The sequence below is a fragment of the Streptomyces sp. NPDC046909 genome (genome assembly GCF_040644695.1).
In the GTDB taxonomy this organism is placed as follows: Bacteria; Actinomycetota; Actinomycetes; order Streptomycetales; family Streptomycetaceae; genus Streptomyces.
Genome location: NZ_JBEYXC010000004.1, coordinates 573,723 through 594,317 on the forward strand (window position 1 = coordinate 573,723; position 20,595 = coordinate 594,317).

Genomic DNA, 20,595 nt, shown 5'->3' on the forward strand with positions numbered 1-20,595 from the left:
GCCCGGCCCGCTTAGCCTGCCCGTATGGCAGACATGGGTGGGGAACGGGTGACCGAGGCCGTCGGGAGCGCCGTGGCGCTGTTGCGGTCGGCGGTGGATCGGGACTGGGAGGCGGCGCGGGCCGGCCGGGTCGAGTGGAGCTGCCGGCAGACGGCGACGCATATCGCGGAGGATCTCATCGCGTACGCGGGGCAGTTGGCAGGGCGGGCGGAGGACGCGTACGTGCCCTTCGAGATCGTCCTCGAAGAGGGCACCGACAACGCCGGCATCATCCAGGTCGTCGAGACGACCGGCGTACTGCTCACGACCACCCTCCGGACCACCCCGCGCGCGGTCCGCGCCTTCCACCCCTACCCCTTCCGTGACGCGAACACCGAGGGCTTCGCCGCGATGGGTGTCGCCGAGGTGCTGCTGCACGCGCACGACATCGCCGAGGGGCTGGGGTTGGCGTACCAACCGCCCGCCCATCTCCCCGAGTTCGTGCTGACCCGGATCTTCCCGCACGTCCAGCCCGGCGCCGACCGCTGGCGCACCCTGCTGTGGGCCACCGGGCGCGGTGAACTGCCCGGCCGGCCCCCCGTCACCGAGTGGCGCTGGAACAACAACCTCGTGCTCGCCACGGACCGGCTCACCCTGGAGGGCGTCACCCCCGCGTCCGCCGCCGACCTCACCACGGGCGGGACCGGCGGGTTCGACTGGGTCGTGGGCGGGCCGTACCAGGGGACGCGCGACGCGTCCGGGATGATCCTCAAGGCGTACGAAGCGGGCGTGCACCGGCCCGAGTTCGGCATGTTCGTCCTGGTGCGCGAGGAGGACGACCTCGCCGTCGGCGGCATGGGCTTCCACGGGCCGCCCGACGAGGAGGGCCGCGTGGAGATCGGCTACGACCTCGTGGAGGGCGCCCGCGGCCGGGGTTACGCCACGGAGGCGCTGCGCGCGCTGTCCGAGTGGGCGCTGGCGCGGAACGACGTACGGACCCTGTTCGCGACGATCGACGCGGGCAACGTCCGCTCCCAAGGGGTGGTCACCCGGGCCGGGTTCAGGAAGGTGAGCGAGGACGAGGAAGGGCTCGCCTACGAGTTGGGGGGCTGAGGCCGCCCCTTGGGGCGCCGCAACCCCGACGCCGTCAGCAGGCGCACCACCTCGCGGCTGCTGACCTCCACCGCGCCCGCGGCGACCACGTCCGCGTACCGGTGCGACGGGATGTCGTAATGGTCGCGCTCGAAGGCCCGGCGCGGCACGCCCAACCCGTCGGCGAACAGCCGTAGTTCCTCGAACGAGACGTCGCTCACCAGGTGTGACCACATCCGGCCGTGCCCCGGCCAGTTCGGCGGGTCGATGTAGACCGTCACGAGGACGGCATCCCGCCGGTGCCGGTCGCGGAGCCCAGCGTGCCCACCGACGCGACCTTGACCCCGGCCTTGTGGCACACCCAGTGCGGGTCGGGACCCAGCTCGGGCTCGACGTCGAGGGCGTGCGGGTCACCGGTGCCGCACACCGGGCACAGCGGCCACCGTCCGTACCGTTCGAGAAGGGCGTCCTGTACGTCCTGGGCGACCAGGCCCGCGACGAAGTCCACTCCGTCCGGCCACTGCTCCACCCACCAGCGCCGCTGTGCCACGGACTCCTCGACCAGCGACACCACGTCCGCCTCCGCGACCTCGCCCGCGACCAGATCGGCGAGCACGAGGGCGCGCGCCGCGTGCAACGCCTGCTCCAAAGGGCTGATGGGGGGAACGTCGGGGCCGGAGGGATCCATGCACCCATTGTGCGCACTCTTGACCACAACACCGAGCCGAAAATATCTTTCATAGGTGACCCAGGAAGTGAAGGAAATTTTCGGCAGCGCTCCGGCGCCGCCCGCGCCCGCCGCCCTCGCGGCCAAGGTGCGTACCCTCGCGCCCTCGATGACCCGCTCCATGCAGCGCGTCGCCGAGGCCGTCGCCGGCGACCCGGCCGGCTGCGCGGCCCTCACGGTCACCGGCCTCGCCGAGCTCACCGGCACCAGCGAGGCGACGGTCGTACGCACCGCCCGCATCCTCGGCTACCCCGGCTACCGCGACCTCCGCCTCGCCCTCGCGGGGCTCGCCGCGCAGCAGCAGTCCGGGCGGGCGCCCGCGATCACCACCGACATCGCGGTCGACGATCCGATCGCCGACGTCGTCGCGAAACTCGCCTACGACGAGCAGCAGACCCTCGCGGACACGGCGGCGGGACTGGACACCGTCCAGCTGGCGGCGGCGGTCGCCGCGGCGGCCACGGCCCGGCGTATCGATGTGTACGGCGTGGGCGCGTCGGGGCTGGTCGCTCAGGACCTCACGCAGAAGCTGCTGCGAATAGGGCTCCTCGCGCATGCCCACAACGATCCGCATCTCGCCGTCACCAACGCGGTGCAGTTGCGCGCCGGGGACGTGGCGATCGCGATCACGCACTCGGGCGCGACGGGCGACGTCATCGAGCCGCTGCGGGTCGCCTTCGAGCACGGGGCCACGACCGTGGCCATCACCGGGCGGCCGGACAGCTCCGTCACCCAGTACGCCGATCACGTACTGACCACGTCCACCGCGCGGGAGAGCGAGTTGCGGCCTGCGGCGATGTCCTCGCGGACCAGTCAACTGCTGGTGGTGGACTGTCTGTTCGTGGGCGTGGCGCAGCGGACGTACGAGACCGCGGCGCCCGCGCTGGCCGCGTCGTACGAGGCGCTGGCGCACAGGCACCGCGGCAGGCAGTAGGCGGCAGGCAGTAAGCAGCAGGCAGCAGGCAGCAGGCAGCAGGCAGCAGGCAGTAAAGACGTACGCACGACCACAGTTCGCCACGTGAAAGAGCCGCCCCCCATGACATCGACCTCCAACCCCCGTGATCTGCGCGCCGAATTGGAGACCCTGACCACCGAGGCCTTCCGGCCGGAGCTGGCGGACATCGACCGGCTCCCCACCCTCGACATCGCGCGGCTCATGAACGCGGAGGACGCCAGCGTTCCCGCCGCCGTCGCCGCGCGGCTGCCCGAGATCGCCGCCGCCATCGACGCCGTCGCCGCACGGATGGCGAGCGGCGGGCGGCTCATCTACGCCGGTGCCGGTACCGCCGGCCGGCTCGGGGTGCTGGACGCCTCCGAGTGCCCGCCCACCTTCAACACCGATCCCGCGCAGGTCGTCGGGCTGATCGCGGGTGGCCCGGAGGCGATGGTCACGTCGGTCGAGGGCGCCGAGGACTCCAAGGAGCTGGCGAGAGCCGACCTGGACGGGCTCGTGCTGGGCGCGTCCGACACGGTGGTCGGGGTCTCGGCCTCCGGCCGCACCCCGTACGCGATCGGCGCCGTCGAACACGCGCGTGCCCGGGGCGCGTTGACGATCGGGCTGTCCTGCAACGCGCACAGCGCGCTCGCGGCGGCGGCCGATCACGGCATCGAGATCGTGGTGGGCCCGGAGCTGGTGACGGGTTCGACGCGGTTGAAGGCGGGCACCGCGCAGAAACTCGTCCTGAACATGCTGTCGACGATCACGATGATCCGCCTCGGCAAGACGTACGGGAACCTCATGGTCGACGTACGCGCCTCCAACGAGAAGCTGCGCGCCCGCTCCCGCCGTATCGTCGCGCTCGCCACGGGTGCGGAGGACGCGGAGATCGAGCGGGCGCTCGCGGCCACCGACGGCGAGGTGAAGAACGCCATCCTCGCCCTCCTCACCGGCGTCGACGGTCCTACCGCCACCCGCCTTCTGGAGGAGTCCGGCGGCCATCTGCGTGCCGCGCTGGCGGCGGCGGGCGGCTGACCAGCACGCTCATGGCGTGCCTACCTCGACTGACCTGGCCGCGGCCCTCCTCCCTCTCGTCGGCGGCCCCGCGAACATCACCTCCGTAGCCCACTGCATGACCCGCCTCCGCCTGGGCCTCGCGGACCCCGGCAAGGTGGACGGTGACGCCCTGCGGGCGCTGCCGGGAGTTCTGGGCGTGGTCGAGGACGATACGTACCAGATCGTGCTCGGCCCGGGGGCGGTGTCGCGGGTGACGGCGGACTTCGAGGCGCTGCTGCGGAAAGAGACCCAGAAGGCCCGCAACGCGACCCCACTGAAACGGGCACTGCGCCGCGTGGCGAACGTCTTCGTCCCGCTGATCCCGGCACTCATCGGCTGCGGGGTACTGGCCGGCGTCAACGGCCTTCTGCTGAACCTCGGTTGGCTGCCCTCCCTCACCCCCGCCCTCGCTGCCATCGCCTCCGCCTTCATGGCCCTGATCGCGGTGTTCGTCGGCCACAACACGGCGAAGGAGTTCGGCGGCACCCCGGTGCTGGGCGGCGCGATCGCGGCGGTCGTGGTGTATCCGGGCGTGGCGAAGGTGACGGCGTTCGGGGTGACACTGGCGCCGGGACAGGGCGGGGTGTTGGGCGCGCTGGCGGCGGCGCTGCTGGGGACGTACGTGGAGAAGTGGTGCCGGAGGTGGGTGCCGGGGACGCTGGACGTCCTGGTCACCCCGACGCTGACGGTCCTGGTGTCAGGGCTGGTGACGCTGTACGTCCTCATGTACGCGGCCGGCGCGGTCTCGACGGCCATCGGCACGGCCGCGAACTGGCTGCTCGCGACGACGGGCCCCTTCGCGGGCGCGGTCCTCGGCGGCCTCTTCCTCCCCCTCGTGATGCTGGGCCTCCACCAGGCCCTGATCCCCCTCCACGCCACGCTCATCGAACAACAGGGCTCCACCACGCTCCTCCCCCTGCTGGCCATGGCGGGCGCGGGGCAGGTGGGGGCGGCGGCCGCGGTGTACGTCCGTCTGCGGCACGACGTCGACCTCCGTACGACGATCAAGTCGGCGCTTCCGGCGGGGTTGTTGGGGGTGGGGGAGCCGTTGATCTACGGGGTGTCCTTGCCCTTGGGACGCCCGTTCCTGACGGCTTGTGTGGGCGGGGCGGCCGGGGGTGCATTCGTCGGGGCGTTCGCGATGCTCGGGGAGCGGGTGGGGGCCACGGCTATCGGGCCGTCGGGGTGGGCGTTGTTTCCGTTGCTGGCGGGGGGTGGGAGTGGGGGGCTGGGGACGGCTGCGGCGATTTACGGGGGTGGGCTGGTGACGGGATATGTGGTCGGGTTCGGGGCGACTTATGTGTTCGGGCTGCCGCGGGAGGAGTCGGAGGCCGTCACAGGGCAATAACAATCTTCACAACAGCAACTTCACAGGTTGTGGACGACCTTTGGCACACCTGGCACCTTGTGTCCACTTTTAGCCAATAGAGCACCCATCGTCACCCCACAGGATTCACAGCAATCGGAATACTGAATTCCGTTCAGGTCAAGAGGCGGGAAACCCGCTCTCCACATCTTTGATCATTCCGTGACCTGCCCTTTGATGCATCTTCACAGCTTCCTGACTTTTGATCACGCACGCTCGTGACGCACTCGGCGTCGCGATGCGATGTCAGGAGCATTGATGAGACTCAAGGGGAGACGTCTCTTCCCCGCCTCAGGGGGGCAAGCGTGCACCTCGCGTGCTTTGCTGAGGCGTACAGCACTGGCGGTCGCCGCCGTGCTGGCGGCCGAGGCCGCGCTGGTGTCCCTGGAAACGGGCGCGGCCTTCGCCACCGACTCCGGGACCACCGAGGCGACCACGGCCTCCGACACCAAGTCGGCCGCCTCGTCGGCGGATTCGGTGGCGGCGGCGCTGCTGATGGCGCGCCTTCAGGACCGGAAGATCGAGGTGCTGTCGGAGCGGACGGCGACCTCGACGACGTACGCACTGCCCTCCGGGGAACTCCAGACCTCCACCTATGCGGGGCCGATCCGGCAGAAGGTGAACGGCAGTTGGAAGGACATCGACACCTCGCTGTCGGACACCGGTGCCTCGCTGGAGCCGGGTGTGGCGGCGGCCGACATCGCCGTGTCGGACGGTGGTGACACCTCGCTGGTGTCGGTCGACAAGGGGACCAAGTCCTTCGGTCTTGGCTGGGAGTCGAAACTGCCGACCCCGACCGTGAAGGGCGACACCGCCTCCTACGACCTGGGCGACGACCAGACCCTGACGGTCACCGCGCTCGCGCAGGGCTTCAGCCAGAACGTGGTCTTGGATGCCAAGCCCGACGAGGCTCCGGAGTACCGGATCCCGCTGAAGCTGGAGGGGCTGAAGCTGTCGATCGCGGACTCCGGGCATCTGCTGCTGAAGGACTCCGACGGCAAGCTGGTCGCCGAGGCTCCCGCGCCGATGATGTGGGACTCCTCCAAGGACGACGCCTCGGGCGAGTCCGCGCACCAGGCGCCGGTGGCCACCAAGGTCGAGACCGCCGACGACGGTACGCAGACGCTGGTCCTGACCCCGGACGCGGACTACTTCGACCAGGACCTGACCTACCCGGTCACCGTCGACCCCACTTCCACCCTCGCCGTCACCACGGACACCTGGCTGGCGACGAACTACACCGACTCGCAGGTCTCCTCGACCGAGCTGAAGTCGGGCACGTACGACGCCGGGTCCACGGTGGCGCGTTCGTATCTGAAGTTCGACGTGTCGGCGTTCAAGGGCAAGCACATCACCGACACCAACCTGGCCCTGTACTCGTACTACTCCTCGACCTGTTCCACGAGCGGGTCGGGCACGGTGGTGCGGCGGGTCACCGAGTCCTGGGACTCGTCCTCGGTCACCTGGTCGACCAAGCCCGCGGGCACCACGACCGGCCAGGTCGTCAACACCGCCGCACTGGGCTACAGCAGCTCCTGCCCCGCCGGCACGATGAACTTCGACATCGACACCATCACCCAGGCGTGGGCGGACGGCACCGCCAACTACGGCCTCATGATCCGCGGTGTCACCGAGACCGACAGCCTCACCTGGCGGCGGTTCCGCTCCGCGAACTACGTCTCCGGTGACGGTTCGACCGAGCCGCATCTGACGGTGACGTACAACTCCTACCCGTCGGTGCCGAGTTCGCTCGCGATCTCCCCGTCGCAGGTCAACGCCTACAACGGCAAGCGGTACGTGACCTCGCTGACCCCGACGCTGTCGGCCAAGGTGACCGACCCGGACGGGTCCAGCAGCAAGGGCCAGTTCGAGATCACGGCCGACCCGACGTACGCGGACACCACCTACTCGTACACGGGGACCAGTTCCTCCGTCTCCTCGGGCTCCACGGCCAAGCTGACGATCCCGTCCGCCTCCGCGTTCCCGGCCGGTGTGCATCTGCGCTACCGCGTGCGGGCGTACGACGGCACGGACTACGGCTCCTGGTCGGGCTACACGACGTTCGTGATGAACACCGGGCTGCCCGCCGCCCCGACGGTCAGCTGTGACACGTACGAGGAGAACGGCTGGACCGCCAAGGCGGACGACGCCGTGTCCTGCACCATCGACACCTCGTCCTCCGACGGCGCCGGCTACTACTGGGGCCTGGACAACTCCTCGCTGCCGAACAAGAAGCTGGACACCACCAACGGCACCGGCGGCGACTCCGCCACCATCTCCATCGACCCCGCCAACGGCTGGCACACGCTGTACGCCCGCACGGTCGACTCCGGCGGAAACCTTTCTTCAGCGACGACCAAGTTCGCCTTCGGCGTCGGCGAGGACGGCGCGGCGATCCTGTCCCCGTCCGACGGTGACACCACCGCCCGCCGCCTGACCCTCTCCGCCAAGGGTCTGACCTCCTACACCGGAGTGACTTGGCAGTACCGGCGCGGCGAGACCGACTCCTGGCACACCGTCCCGGTCGGCGACGTCACCGCCTCCGGCAACGCCGTGTCCGCCTGGCCGGTCTCCGTCACCGGCGGCACCGCCGCCAAGCTGGTCTGGAACACGGTGTCCTCGCTCTCCGAGGACGGTGTGATCGAGCTGCGCGCCGCGTTCACCGACGGCTCCACCACCGGGCACTCCCAGACCGTCGCCGTCACCCTGGACCGCGACGCGGGCACCGCGCCGAGCGCCGAGGTCGGCCCCGGTACGGTCAACGAGCTGACCGGTGACCTCAGTCTGTCGGCCACGGACGCCTCCTTCTTCCAGTCGAGCGTGGAGCGCACCTACTCCTCGCGTGCGAACGACACGGACACCGAGGGCCAGGCCGAGATCTTCGGCCCCGGCTGGGTCTCCTCGATCGCCAGTGAGGCGGGTGAGTACACGCAGATCCGCGAGACGTCCGACACCTCGGTGGAGCTGCTGTCCGCGGACGGCAGCACGATCGCCTTCACCTTGAACTCGGACGGCAGCTGGGCCCCGCAGACCGGCGCCGAGACCCTGACACTGACCGGCACGCTGACCGGATCGAAGTTCACGCTCACCGACACCGACGCCACCACCACGGTGTTCGCCAAGGCGGCCACCGCGGCGACGACCTGGACCCTGTCCTCCTCCGCCACGGCGGTCGACGACTCCACGGTCACCACCGTCTCCGAGACCGTCACCTCGGGCAGCGAGACGCTGGCCCGCCCGAAGTACGTGATCTCGCCGACCGGCGCGGTCACCGCGGCCACCTGCCAGACCGAGCCCACCACCAAGGGCTGCCGGGTCCTGGAGTTCGTCTACGCCTCCACCACCACCGCCACCAGCTCCTCGCTCGGCGACTACGCGGGCCAGGTCAAGGCGATCAAGCTGTGGGCCACCGACCCGGGTGCCTCCACCGCCACCGCCGAGACCGTCACGTCCTACGCGTACGGCTCCTCCGGCAAGCTCCGCCAGGTCTGGGACCCGCGCACCAGCCCCGCGCTGAAGACGGAGTACACCTACGACTCCGACGACCGCGTCGAGACCCTCACCAACCCCGGCGAGCTTCCCTGGACCTTCACCTACGGCAAGGCCGGCTCGGCGCAGACGGCAGGCTCCGGCATGCTGCTCAAGGCCACCCGCGCGGCTCTCGCCGAGGGCACGGCGGCCACCACGTCCGGCACGGCGGTCACCACCGTCGTCTACGACGTCCCGCTGTCCGGCACCACCGCCCCGTACCAGATGGACACCGACACGGTGGCCACCTGGGCGCAGGACGAGGCCCCGACCGACGCCACGGCCGTTTTTCCAGCGGACAGCGTCCCGGCCTCCTCCACCGGAAGCGACCTGACGGCGTCCGCGTATGACCGGGCGACGGTCACCTACATCAACGCCAGTGGCGAGGAGACCAACGTCGCCGCACCTGGCGGCTCGATCACCACGACCGAGTACGACGAGTACGGCAACACGGTCGCCGAACTCACCGCCGCCAACCGTGAGCTGGCGCTGAGCAGTTCGGCGGACGAGCTGACGGCCCTCGGCCTGACCGGACTGTCCACCGCCGACCGTGCCCAGCTGCTCGCGGCGGTCTCGGAGTACTCGGCGGACGGCGAGCGCCTCACCGACGAGTACGGCCCGCTGTACGAGGTCACCCTCACCGAGGAACTCACCGGCACCACCACCGAGTCGACGCTCGCCGCCGGCACGGTGATCCCGGCCCGCTCGCACATCGCGTACACCTACGACGAGAACCGGCCGACCGACGCGGCAGTGTCCAACCTGGTCACCTCCACGGTGTCCGGTGCGGCGATCCCGGGTTACGCCACCGACGCCGACACCAGCACGGTCACCACGACCTACGACTGGTCGACCGGGGCGGAGAAGGCCTCCGTGGGCGGCGAGGTCACCGATCTGGTGAAGTCGTACGACGACGCGGGCCGGGTGACCAGCTCGCGCACCGCCGGCTCGTCCGGCTCGGACGCGAGCACGCTCGTCTACACGTACTACGACGCGGACGCGACCGGTACCTGCGCCTCGGTCGTCTGGGACGGCCTGCTCTGCAGGACCGCCCCGGCCGCCGCGATCACCGGCGGCGGGTCCAACCCCACCGGGGCCGTCACCACCGTCTACACCTACGACCGCTGGGGCCAGACCGCGACCAAGGCGGAGACCGCCAACAGCGTGACCCGCACCACGACGACCACCGTGGACGCCGCGGGCCGTGTCACCAAGAGCGCGGTCACCGGCGGGACGGGACAGGACACTCCGGCCACCACGTACACCTACGACGAGGACAACGGCCTGATCGCCACCCAGTCCTCGAACGGCCAGACCATCACCCACACCTACGACGCCCTCGCCCGGCAGCTCTCCTACGACGACGGCGCGGGCAACACCACGACCGTCACGTACGACGTCCTGGACCGCCCGGTGAAGTCCACCGACTCGGCGCCCTCCACCGTCACGTACACCTATGGCACGGCGGGCAACGTCAAGTCGCTCACCGACTCGGTCGCGGGCACCTTCACCGCCTCCTACGACGCGGACGGCGTCCTGGTGTCCGAGACCCTGCCGGGGGACTACACCCTCACGGTGGACACCGACACGGCGGGCAACAGCACCGGCCGCGAGTACACCGCCGCGGACGGCACCACGGTCGCCTCCGACACCGCGGGGTACACGGTCACCGGCCGCCAGGCGGGTCACACCCAGACGGACGGCTCGACCGTCGAGACCGACTACACCTACGACAGCGTCGGCCGGCTCACGCAGGCCGCGGACACCACCGCGAGCGGCTGCACCACGCGCGACTACACCTTCGACACGGACAGCAACCGCACGGCGCTGACGACCGTCTCGGACGACTGCGACAGCAGCACCTCCGACGCGACGTCGACGACCACGTCGTACTCGTACGACTCGGCCGACCGGCTGGTGAACTCGGGCTACGTCTACGACGCCTTCGGCCGCACCACGACCGACGGCGACACCACGTTCGCGTACTACACGAACGACCTGGCGGCGACCGAGACGTCCGGTACCAGCCGGACGAACTGGAGCCTGGACGCGGCGGGCCGACTGGCCGTCGCGACGTCCCAGACTCAGGCGAGTGACGGCAGTTGGACCACCGGCACGCCCAGTGTCAACCACTACGGCGGCACGTCCGACAGCCCGGTGTGGAGCGAGAGCGACGACACCGTCAGCCGCAACGTCACGGACCTCACCGGCAGCATGGCCGCCACCACCTCGGCGTCCGGCGACATCGTCCTCCAGCTCACGGCCCTGCACGGTGACATCACCGTCCAGTTGCCGCTGGACACCAGTGTCGCCGCCACGGTGCAGCACTACGACGAGTACGGCAACGCCCTCGACGCCACCACCGGCGCCACCTACGGCTGGCTCGGCGGCTACGAGCGGGCCACCGACGCCCTCGCCGGACTCGTCCTCATGGGGGCACGGCTCTACGACGCGTCCACCGGACGTTTCCTCCAGCCGGACCCGGTGTACGGCGGCAACGCCAACCCGTACGTCTATCCCGGCGACCCGGTCAATTTCTACGACCTGGACGGCTGCGCGAAGGCACGATCCTGCGGCTGGTGGTGCAGCAGGATCTTCGACGCGATCGGGTGGCTGCTCGAAAAGGCGCTGTGCCGGATGAGCGGTATCGGAGCGATCTTCTGCGGAGCGGCGGCTGCCGGTCTGATGGAGGTGGCCAAGTACGCCTACCGCTGCCTGGGCCGTTGCTGGAAGACCAAGACCGCGGTGAAGAAGTTCATTTCCGCGGCTACCGACGGATTGCTTTCCAAAGTCGCGCTGTACTATCTCATCGGCAAACACAAGATGAAGATCTACCGGGTACTGGCGCGTTACCGGAGCACACTCATCAACAACATAGGCCGGGTCGGTTACACCAACATCCGGCGTGTGGTCGGGCGAATAGTCCAGTACGCCGGCGGATAGCCCTCGGCGGACACCGAATCAAAATCCAAAATCCTGTGGGGTCCCGCACAGCAATTTCCGCGGGACCCCACAGGGACTTCATCGAATTCAGACAACAAAGAACCACGAGGGGCGAGTCGAGATGTCCGCTGTACTTCCCTATCTGATCCGCAGATCGCTGTTCTTCACGGCGGTCTTCGGCCTGATCGCCGTACTGGGCATGTCCGTCCTCGTGATCATGGAGGCGGCGAACGGCTCGGACGACCTGCCCGGTACCGCGCTCGCCGCGGGCGCGGTGGTCGCGCTTGTCGCCGCGTTCGTCCTCGTCGTCTGCCTGCTCGGCGGTACCGTGCACGTCCGACGGCTGCGCAGGGCCGGCTGGGACGTCACCCCGGAGACCGTGAAGGTCGGCTGGACCGCCGACGTCCGCCTTCCGCTCGGCACGGCGGAAATGGCCGCCCAAATCCCGGCCCTGGTGAACAAGGTGCCCGGTCTGCGCGTCCACTGGACCGCACCTGACGGTCTGCGTTTCCGCGCGAACCAGCCCTCCGAAGCCGGCCGGGGATTCCCCCACATCATGGGAATCACCCTCACCGGCGCAAAGGATTCCACCCTCGTCACTCTCACCTCCCACACCCTTCTGGGCCTGACGGTCTTCGACCTCGGCCGCGGCTATACCAACATGCGCGCCCTCGTCGCCGAATTGCAGAACCTCAGCCCGGCGAACAGTCAAGTCACCCTGACAGGCGGCCGAATCCGGGGCATGGGCGTTCTGACCGACGGGGTCAAGGATGTGACGGGCATCGTGGAGAGAGCGCACTGGTGACGGGGTGTCAGGCAGGCGCTCGCGTCCTTGTGACCCCGGCTGCCGCCCCGTCGTTGTCCGATCATGAAGAAGATGCTGATGGCCGCCGCGCTGGCCACGTCCGCAGTGACTCTGGCCGCGCCCGCGTACGCCGACCACGGCTCCGACGCTCATTCCGGCAACCACTGGGGGTCCGCGGGACCGGCCGTATGTGCGGCGGAGGACACTGTGGCGCCGGTGCTGGGGAAGCTTGCTTCGGCGCCGCTGAATGCTTGCGCTGAAGGAGAGAACGGCTGATCGGAAGCTTGGTAGTAGTACCGGAGCCCCCGCCCTGACATGGTCGCGGGGGCTCCGGCGTGTGGGGGGGGCGGGGTGGTCAGGTCACTTCTTCGGCGTGCGCTTGTAGCCCGACACCGTGGCGATCCACTTGATGAAGTCCGCCGGGTCCTGGTCGGCGCCGTGGCCCGCGTCCCAGTAGTACGACGTGTTGACGTCGTCGCCGAGGGCGGTGAGGCGGGCGGAGAGGTTGCCGGCGACCGTGTGCGAGGTGTCGGTGTCCTTGGTGCCGAGGCGGATCCACCAGTGCCTGGAGCGGCTGCCGTTGACCTTGTCGACGAGGTGGTACATCGGGTTCATCAGGTGCAGCTTGGCCGGGATGTCCTCGTCGAGGCGGGCGCTGTCGCCGTTCGCGTGGCGGAGGCTGTAGAGGGTGAAGTGGCGGGCTTTGGTGGTGCCGGTGCCGTAGAGGTTGCACTCCGGGGTGGAGAGGTCGAAGGCGTCGAAGGAGGGGGCGTTCTTCTTGCGTGCGCCTACGTGGGTGAGGAAGTCGGCCCAGGTGAAGGTCGCCGCGGTGCCGTCCCAGGTGATGAAGGGGTTGGCGGCGAGGTAGGTCGCGCGGGCCGAATCCGACAGTGCGGCAAGGTACTTGGTGGCCGAGGGCTGGATGAAGGTCCGCAGGAGGTAGTCGTCCAGGTTGCGGGTCGAGAGCCGTCCGAAGCCCGGCGCCGACAGCTTGAGGGACGCGAAGTAGTCGCCGTACGCCGTGCTCAGTTCCTTCGAGACGGTCTGGTCGACGAGCGCGCCGCCGGCCAGCGGGTTGCTCCCCCAGCACCACTCGTACGCCATGTCGGCGTGCTCAAGGTCGGTGATCGGGCACCACGCGCCGGTGGCGAAGATGGCGTCCGAGGCGGGGGCCGCGCCGAGTTCCCTCAAGTACGGCTCGTAGAGCGGGCTGTCGCCGGACGCGCCGAGCAGCGAGGAGAGCGCGCCGCCCGCGCTGACGCCGGAGGAGACGATCCGGTGGACGTTGCCCGGTATGCGGCCCTTGTTGAACTTCACATACCGGACCGCCGCCTTGAGGTCGACGATCGCGGCGGGCGCGGTGCCGTAGTACGTGCCGGCCGCGTCGACGAGGGTACGGCCTCGGGCTCCGGGTTCCACGACGACGTACCCGGCGGCGAGGGCCAGGCCCTGCCTGCTGGTGCCGCCGCCCATACCTGTGGCACCGATGCCGGTGGCCGCCGCGACGGAGGACGGCATGTATCCGCCGACCGAGTTGGCGAGGAGGATCGGGGCGTGGGTGGCGTCCACGGCGGCTCCGTCGATGGTGACGGGGACGCTGACGTTGAGGGACTGGTAGGTCGCGTCGACGGGGTTCGCCACGTAGGAGGCGACCTTGTGGAAGTGGTAGACGACCTCGTGGGACGTGCCTTCGGTGTCCTTGATGCTGACGGTGAGTTCGGTGTAGGCGGTGGGGTCGAAGACGAGGGAGGCGGGGGCCGTGCGGGTCGCTGCCGTGGCGGTGCCCGTCGTCAGCAGTCCTGTCGCCGGAACGGCCGCTGCGACTCCGAGTCCCTTGACCACGGTCCTTCTCTTCACGCTCTTCACGCTCTTCACGTCCGGCTCCTGTCGTCACGGCTCGTCGCGGGTGCCTCAGCGCACCCATCGGGGAGTCAAGGAACCAATCGCTCACAAAATTGTCAACAATCAAGGCGAGCGGTGCGGTGACTTTCAGTCTTTTCTCATGGGCGGCTCGCCTGCCGGTTCCTCGCCCGCACCTGCTCCCTCAACACCTCCTGCTGACCCACGAGTTCGGTGGACTCCGGCGGACAGTCCCACTCCTTGCCGCCGCCGACCGGCCGCAACTGCACTCTTCCGCCCAGGTGTCCCATGACCTCGCCGATCCGCCGGTCCCGCCCGTCCACGACGTACGACCCCAGCGGCGGCCGTTCCCCGCGCAGCACCGACGCCAGCCGCTCCGCCGTACGCACGTTGCAGCGCCCGAGGTCCACAAGTGCGAACGGCTCCTCGCCGGCACCGGTGACCGGGTCCACACACAGCGACGGCAACACCACACCTACGCCCACCAGGGCGTCCCGCAGGGTTGCCACGACTTCCTCGGTCGACCGCATACCTCTCCTACCTCCACGCTGAGTTCACGATTCGCAACACAGCGTGGTTGACAAGGCTCTAGCCTGGCCATACGGGACATCCCAACACCTCTGATGTCGGACCGGGAGCTGCCATGGCAGGACCGAAGGACCTCGACCCGTCGTCGTCGCCGCGCGCGCTGCTGGGGGCGGAGTTGCGGCACGCGAGAGAGAAAGCCGGGCTTAGCCAGGAGGAGTTGGGGGCGCGGCTGTTTGTGAGCGGGTCGTTCATTGGGCAGTTGGAGGCGGCTACGCGGCGGATTCAGCCGGATATCGCGCGGATGCTGGACGAGGTGCTGGGGACGGGGGACTTCTTTCAGCGGAACTGCGGGGCGGCGGCCAAGTCTCGGTATCCGGAGCATTTTGCGGAGGCTGCGGAGGCGGAGGGGGTGGCCACGGGGATCCGGCAGTACGCGCCGATGCTGATCCCCGGCTTGCTCCAGACGCCCGCGTACGCACGGGCCGTGAACCGGGCGTACGACCCGACGGCACCGGAGGAGACCATCGAAGAGTGGGTGGAAGGCCGGATGGCGCGGACCCGTCTGCTCGACGACCCAACAAAGCCGTTGTTGTGGGCGGTGCTTGACGAGGCGGCGTTGCGCCGGGAAACCGGTGGGCGAGCGGTCATGGCGGAGGCGCTGCGCCACATCGCCGGCCTGGCCCGCCGGAGCCGGGTCATCGTGCAGGTACTGCCGTTCAGCGCGGGGGCACACAAGTCGATGGAGGGCTCGCTGAGGCTGATGGACTTCGAAGACGCCCCTCCGCTGGTCTACTTCGAGGGGCCAGGCACCGGGCGACTTGAGGACGACCCGGCCACTGTCGCCCAGATGAGGCTCACCTTCGAGCTTCTCGCGGCCTCAGCACTCTCGCCGGAGAAGTCCCTGGCCTTGATCGAAGCGTTGGCGCAGGATTACGCCCATGAGGAACTTCCCTGACTACGACCTGAGCACGGCCGTCTGGCACAAGTCGAGCTACAGCGGCGGTGGCGGCAACGAGTGCCTCGAAGTCGCCCGCTGGCGCAAGTCGACCTACAGCGGCGGCGACGGCAGTGACTGCCTCGAAGTAGCCGACGGCCACCCCACCCTCGTCCCCGTCCGTGACTCCAAGAACCCGCACGGCCCGAAGCTCGTGTTCCGGGCGGAGACTTGGTCGGCGTTCATCGATGCGGTCAGGATCTGACCTACACCGTTCCTACCGTGGCCCCATGACCGAGACCACTTACGTCACCGACGAACGCACCGACCTGCTGGAAACGCTGGCCCACCACCGGCACTTCCTGCGCTTCACCACCCGTGACCTCACCGACGAGCAGGCAGGGCAGCGGACCACGGCCAGCGTGCTGTGTCTGGGCGGCCTGATCAAGCACGTCACGTCGGCGGAACGGCACTGGGCGGAGTTCATCCTCAACGGCCCCTCCCCGTCGGACGACTTCAGCAACATGACCGAGGCTGACTTCGCCCGGCGGGCCGACGAGTTCCGGATGCTGCCCGGCGACACCCTGGCCGGTGTGCTGGCCGCCTACGAGGAGGTGGCCCGCCGGACCGACGAGATCGTCACGTCCCTGCCCGACCTGAACGCCGACCACCCACTGCCCGAGGCTCCTTGGCACAAGCCCGGGGCTCGCTGGTCGGCCCGCAGGGTGCTGCTGCACATCGCCGCCGAGACGGCCCAGCACGCCGGACACGCCGACATCATCCGGGAGTCCCTGGACGGCGCGAAGAGCATGGGCTGACCACTCCCGAAGCTCAAGTGCCAAGCTTCGAGCCCTCTTTGCTTGGAATGGGTGAGGGCCTCAACCCACCCTCCCACCCCGCGAGTTGACCGCACGCGTTCGGCTTGCCACGCAGAGTCACGATCGTCTACCGTCCCGGATAACGAACAGCCCCCGTCAGGTGCTAGCAACACCTGCGGGGGCTTAACCGCCGAGATCGGAAAGAGCGATCCCGTGGCTGATGCCAAGCTTAGTCCTGCCTCCCTGCCCGCGCACGCGTCCTCCCACCCCCTCGCCAAACCGGGGTACGGAAAACGCACCGCCCCCGGCCAACACCCCCGCACCGCGCACGACTTCGCCCACCTCCCACCCCGCGAAGCCGCCATCGCCGCGTACGTCGACCGTCTCCCCGACGGCGCCGACATCTCCGTAAAGACGCTGGCCAAGGTGGTGCCGTACGGCCAATGCGCCCTGCGCACGGCCCTCAACGCCCTTCAGCGGGCGGGGCACTTGCGCCGGGGACGCGAACATCTGACCGCCGAGTCCGGCAGCTCCGTATGGATCACCCGATCGTGGTGGTCGCGTACGGCACGCGACAACGACTGGTGGGCGTCCTTCACGCGGGGTGACGTACCGGAGGATTCCCAGCCGCAGTCCCCGAAGAGCCCGCAGACCCGCTCCCGCGCGTACATCCTCCTCGCCGCCCTCGGCCGCGAAACCCCCGCGCTCTCCCTCTCCGGCGCCGACTGCGCGGCCCTCGCACCCCTGGTCGACGAGTGGTACGCCCGGGGCGCCACCGACACGGCCGTACTGCGTGCCGTGACCTCCGGTGTGCCCACCCCCGTCCACCACCCGGCCGGTTTCGTCCGCAGGCGCCTGACCGACAAGCTCCCACCGGAGCCCGCACCCAAACCCCGCCCACTGCGACTCCTCGAGTGCGCGAAGTGCAGGGTGCCGGGTGGTCCGGAGGCCCTGCCGGACGGCATCTGCGGCGCATGCCGGGGCGAGCGCGCCCCTGGTCACCTCCACACGCCTCCACCCGCTCCCGACGTGCGTGCCCGTGCGGCGGAGATCCGTGCCGCAATGGATCAACGACGACGCGAAAGGACACTCGTATGACGGCTCCCACGGTCCGCCGACACCATCCCGGGGCACGATGGAAGGGAGGAGGCGATCCCATGACCCCCAGCACCGCCGAACGCCCGCAGATGCCCATCGAGGACTTCGAGGACCTGGTCGCCGTGGCCCCGGCGCACGTACGGCTCGAATTCGTCGACGGCCGGGTCCGCACGAAGGACCCGCTCAGCGTCGAGGACTTCGAGGAACTGGAGCGCCGTGCGCCGGAGACCGTCCGGCTTGAGTACATCAACGGAAAACTTGAGGTCAAGGCGATGCCGGACGGAAACCACTCCGAGATCTTCTGGTGGTTGCTGGAACAATGCGCGCGACACCGCCCCGCTCTCCGTCTGCACCCCGAACGAGGCGTCAAGACCGAGGCATACCGCAAGGGCCGTGCTATCACGGACGGCTTCCTCGTGCCCAAGGGCCACCTCAGAGGACACGGCAACTGGTCCCCGTCCGACGGCGCTCTCATGGCCGTGGAGATCACCTCTCACGACCGCGACACCAACCAGCGGGACCGCATCGACAAGCCGGTCGGATACGCCGAGGCCGACATCCCCGTCTACCTCCTCATCGACCGCGACAACAACACCGTCGTCGTCTACAGCGAACCGAAGGACGGCCGCTACCAACAGATCGTCAGCCATCCTTGGGGGACCCCGGTGGAACTCCCCGACCCCATCGGCTTCACCCTGGATACTGAAGAACTGAAGGACTACGCCGACTGACCGGGACCCATCGTGAACCACGCCCAGCTCACCGCCCTAGGCCGGGCCCTCCGCCTCCTCGGCGAGCACGGCGAGGCCCTGACCGCCGACACCCCGGACGCCAAGCTGCACGAGGTGAAGGCCGACATCAAGCGTGCCCTCGATCTGCTGGACGAGAGCGTCGCCACGGCCGCCCCGACCACCCGCTGTGCCGAGCATCCCAACGGGCCCGTCGACGAGAACGCCCCCGACCTCTGTCTCCTCTGCGAGACCCGCCGCCGTGCCGCCCGCCGCGCCGAGATCAACGGCCCGTCCGCCCCCGCACAGGCCGCCTCCGCCCCCTCCCGCTACGGCGTCCGCGAAGACCGGCCCCAGCCCCAGCAGCGCTGGCTCCCCGAGATGTGGAACGGGCAGGAGTGGCAGCTCTGCGGCACCCCGCGACGGGACCGGAGGGAGGCGGAGATCTACCTGGCCGCCCAGCGCCGGGGCCCGCGTGCCGCCATGGCGTACCGGCTCGTTCATGAGTTCACCGACTATGAGGTGCTGCGGGTGTGGGGGACGCCGGTGAAGGTGGACATCGAGCCGCTGGGCGGCCTGTAGACCTGTAGAAACGGCGGTAGCGGCAGCGCCCCGTAAGGGGCGCGGGACTGCATCGATTTGCGGCTCCGCCGCGTGGGCGCGACCAGCCACGACGGTGCCGCAGCTGCTCGACGGCCCGCAGTCCCCCAACCGCCTCACGCCCCCTACGACTTGGTCGCGGCCTCCGTCACCGAGGTCACCGGCGTTGCCGGGGTCACCGGCTCGTCCGCCACCCGCTGGCGCGGGATGAACGACGCCACGGCGAACGCCAGGAGTGCCGCGCCCGCGCCCACCGCCAGCACCACCTTGAAGCCGTTCTCCGACGGCAGCGCGTACCCGCCGAAGTCCGTCGTCATCTGGGCCAGGATCACACCGGCGATCGCGCTCGCGGACGACGTACCGATGGACCGCATGAGCGTGTTGAGGCTGTTCGCCGCGGCCGTTTCCGACGCCGGGACCGCGCCCATGATCAGCGCGGGCATCGAGCCGTAGGTGAAGCCGATGCCGGCGCCGATGACGCAGGCGGCGAGGACGAAGTGCCAGACCTCGGTCATGAGGGCGATGTTGATGACGTAGCCCGCGGCCACGATCAGGGCGCCGATCATCAGGGTCGTCTTGGGGCCGCGGGCCTTCGAGACGGCCGCGGAGATCGGGGCGGTCAGCATCATGACCAGGCCGGACGGGGCCATGACCAGGCCCGCGGTCAGCATCGACTTGCCGAGGCCGTAGCCGGTCTGTGCGGGCAGCTGGAGGAGCTGCGGCAGGACCAGGGACATGGCGAACATCGCGAAGCCGACGGCGATGGAGGCGAGGTTGGTGACCAGGACCTGGCGGCGGGCGGTGGTGCGGAGGTCCACGAGGGGCTGTTCCGTGCGGAGTTCGAACCAGCCCCAGGCCAGCAGGATGACGACCGCCGCCACGAAGAGGCCGATCGTGGTGCCGCTGGTCCAGCCCCAGTCCGCGCCCTTGGAGATGCCGAGGAGGAGGGAGACCAGGCCGGCCGCCATGCCGATGCCGCCGACCAGGTCGAAGCGGCCGCCCGTGCGGACCCGGGACTCCGGGACGAAGAGCGAGACCAGGGTGAGGGCCACTACTCCCATGCCCGCCGAGGTCCAGAACAGGACGTGCCAGCTGAAGTTGTCGGCGATGAGGGCCGCCGCCGGGAGGCCCAGCGCGCCGCCGATGCCCAGGGAGGCGCTCATCAGGGCGGTGGAACCGGCGAGGCGTTCCGCGGGGAGTTCGTCGCGCATGATGCTGATGCCGAGCGGGATCACACCGGAGGCCAGGCCCTGGAGGACCCGGCCGATGATCATCGGCACCAGGGAGTCGGACAGGGCACACACCACGGAACCCGCGATCAGCATGACGACGCTGATCAGCAGCATCCGGCGCTTGCCGAACATGTCACCGAGGCGGCCCACGACCGGCGTGGCCACGGCGGCCGCGAGCAGCGTCGCGGTCACCGCCCACGCGGTGTCGGAGGCGGGCGCGTCCAGGAGCCTGGGCAGCTCGGGGACGATCGGAATCACCAGGGTCTGCATCAGCGAGACCACGATTCCGGCGAAGGCCAGCACCGCCACCACGGCGTTCGGCCGTGGTGCTGCGGCAGGGGCGTCGGACATGGCGGGGCCTCCG

18 protein-coding genes are annotated in these 20,595 nt (G+C 69.6%); 13 read left to right on the forward strand and 5 right to left on the reverse strand.

Annotated features, from left to right (window positions below):
- The first annotated feature begins 24 nt into the window (after nucleotides 1–24).
- Complete coding sequence (locus ABZ928_RS15645) at nucleotides 25–1,092, forward strand: GNAT family N-acetyltransferase (protein WP_361518483.1); 1,068 nt, start codon at nucleotides 25–27, stop codon at nucleotides 1,090–1,092.
- Here ABZ928_RS15645 and ABZ928_RS15650 read toward each other — a convergent pair.
- Nucleotides 1,074–1,352: a DUF4031 domain-containing protein gene (locus tag ABZ928_RS15650; RefSeq protein WP_361518485.1), complete on the reverse strand. Its 279-nt coding sequence runs from the start codon at nucleotides 1,350–1,352 to the stop codon at nucleotides 1,074–1,076. The genes ABZ928_RS15645 and ABZ928_RS15650 overlap by 19 nt on opposite strands.
- A complete protein-coding gene (locus tag ABZ928_RS15655) occupies nucleotides 1,349–1,759 on the reverse strand; it encodes a hypothetical protein (protein ID WP_361518486.1) in 411 nt (136 codons plus the stop codon). The genes ABZ928_RS15650 and ABZ928_RS15655 overlap by 4 nt, the downstream gene beginning before the upstream one ends.
- 55 nt (nucleotides 1,760–1,814) lie before the next feature.
- Here ABZ928_RS15655 and ABZ928_RS15660 point away from each other — a divergent pair, with 55 nt between their 5' ends.
- The 6 genes from ABZ928_RS15660 (at nucleotide 1,815) to ABZ928_RS15685 (ending at nucleotide 12,709) form a co-directional block, all read left to right on the forward strand.
- Nucleotides 1,815–2,732: a MurR/RpiR family transcriptional regulator gene (locus ABZ928_RS15660; RefSeq protein ID WP_361518487.1), complete on the forward strand. Its 918-nt coding sequence runs from the start codon at nucleotides 1,815–1,817 to the stop codon at nucleotides 2,730–2,732.
- Nucleotides 2,733–2,834: 102 nt separating this feature from the next.
- Entirely contained in the window at nucleotides 2,835–3,770 is a 936-nt protein-coding gene (gene murQ / locus ABZ928_RS15665) for an N-acetylmuramic acid 6-phosphate etherase (RefSeq protein ID WP_361518489.1), read from the forward strand.
- A gap of 16 nt (nucleotides 3,771–3,786) precedes the next feature.
- Nucleotides 3,787–5,139: a PTS transporter subunit EIIC gene (locus ABZ928_RS15670; RefSeq protein WP_361518491.1), complete on the forward strand. Its 1,353-nt coding sequence runs from the start codon at nucleotides 3,787–3,789 to the stop codon at nucleotides 5,137–5,139.
- Between the two features lie 339 nt (nucleotides 5,140–5,478).
- Nucleotides 5,479–11,628, forward strand: a complete 6,150-nt coding sequence (locus tag ABZ928_RS15675) for a DNRLRE domain-containing protein (protein WP_361518493.1) — start codon at nucleotides 5,479–5,481, stop codon at nucleotides 11,626–11,628.
- Between the two features lie 121 nt (nucleotides 11,629–11,749).
- Nucleotides 11,750–12,433 carry a hypothetical protein gene (locus ABZ928_RS15680; RefSeq protein ID WP_361518495.1) on the forward strand — a complete coding sequence of 228 codons (684 nt, stop codon included), beginning with the start codon at nucleotides 11,750–11,752 and terminating at the stop codon, nucleotides 12,431–12,433.
- 63 nt (nucleotides 12,434–12,496) lie between these two features.
- Nucleotides 12,497–12,709, forward strand: a complete 213-nt coding sequence (locus ABZ928_RS15685; protein WP_361518497.1) for a hypothetical protein — start codon at nucleotides 12,497–12,499, stop codon at nucleotides 12,707–12,709.
- 84 nt (nucleotides 12,710–12,793) lie between these two features.
- On the opposite strand, the gene ABZ928_RS15690 is transcribed toward ABZ928_RS15685, so the two are convergent.
- Both ABZ928_RS15690 and ABZ928_RS15695 read right to left on the reverse strand, forming a co-directional pair.
- Complete coding sequence (locus ABZ928_RS15690; protein ID WP_361518499.1) at nucleotides 12,794–14,308, reverse strand: subtype B tannase; 1,515 nt, start codon at nucleotides 14,306–14,308, stop codon at nucleotides 12,794–12,796.
- 125 nt (nucleotides 14,309–14,433) lie between these two features.
- Entirely contained in the window at nucleotides 14,434–14,823 is a 390-nt protein-coding gene (locus tag ABZ928_RS15695; RefSeq protein ID WP_361518501.1) for a hypothetical protein, read from the reverse strand.
- Nucleotides 14,824–14,936: 113 nt separating this feature from the next.
- Here ABZ928_RS15695 and ABZ928_RS15700 point away from each other — a divergent pair, with 113 nt between their 5' ends.
- From ABZ928_RS15700 to ABZ928_RS15725, 6 genes are all read left to right on the forward strand, one after another.
- Nucleotides 14,937–15,776, forward strand: a complete 840-nt coding sequence (locus tag ABZ928_RS15700; protein ID WP_361518503.1) for a helix-turn-helix transcriptional regulator — start codon at nucleotides 14,937–14,939, stop codon at nucleotides 15,774–15,776.
- Nucleotides 15,760–16,020, forward strand: a complete 261-nt coding sequence (locus ABZ928_RS15705) for a DUF397 domain-containing protein (RefSeq protein ID WP_361518504.1) — start codon at nucleotides 15,760–15,762, stop codon at nucleotides 16,018–16,020. The genes ABZ928_RS15700 and ABZ928_RS15705 overlap by 17 nt, the downstream gene beginning before the upstream one ends.
- Before the next feature lie 25 nt (nucleotides 16,021–16,045).
- The gene (locus ABZ928_RS15710) at nucleotides 16,046–16,573 is read left to right on the forward strand and encodes a DinB family protein (RefSeq protein ID WP_361518505.1); all 528 of its coding nucleotides are present in this window, start codon (nucleotides 16,046–16,048) and stop codon (nucleotides 16,571–16,573) included.
- Nucleotides 16,574–16,786: 213 nt separating this feature from the next.
- Entirely contained in the window at nucleotides 16,787–17,671 is an 885-nt protein-coding gene (locus ABZ928_RS15715) for a hypothetical protein (RefSeq protein ID WP_361518507.1), read from the forward strand.
- 59 nt (nucleotides 17,672–17,730) lie between these two features.
- Nucleotides 17,731–18,402 (forward strand): Uma2 family endonuclease, encoded by a 672-nt coding sequence (locus tag ABZ928_RS15720; protein WP_361518509.1) that lies wholly within the window; start codon nucleotides 17,731–17,733, stop codon nucleotides 18,400–18,402.
- Between the two features lie 12 nt (nucleotides 18,403–18,414).
- Nucleotides 18,415–18,981, forward strand: coding sequence for a hypothetical protein (locus ABZ928_RS15725; protein WP_361518511.1), 567 nt, complete (start codon nucleotides 18,415–18,417; stop codon nucleotides 18,979–18,981).
- Between the two features lie 143 nt (nucleotides 18,982–19,124).
- On the opposite strand, the gene ABZ928_RS15730 is transcribed toward ABZ928_RS15725, so the two are convergent.
- A complete protein-coding gene (locus ABZ928_RS15730) occupies nucleotides 19,125–20,582 on the reverse strand; it encodes an MFS transporter (protein WP_361518513.1) in 1,458 nt (485 codons plus the stop codon).
- Between the last annotated feature and the right edge of the window lie 13 nt (nucleotides 20,583–20,595).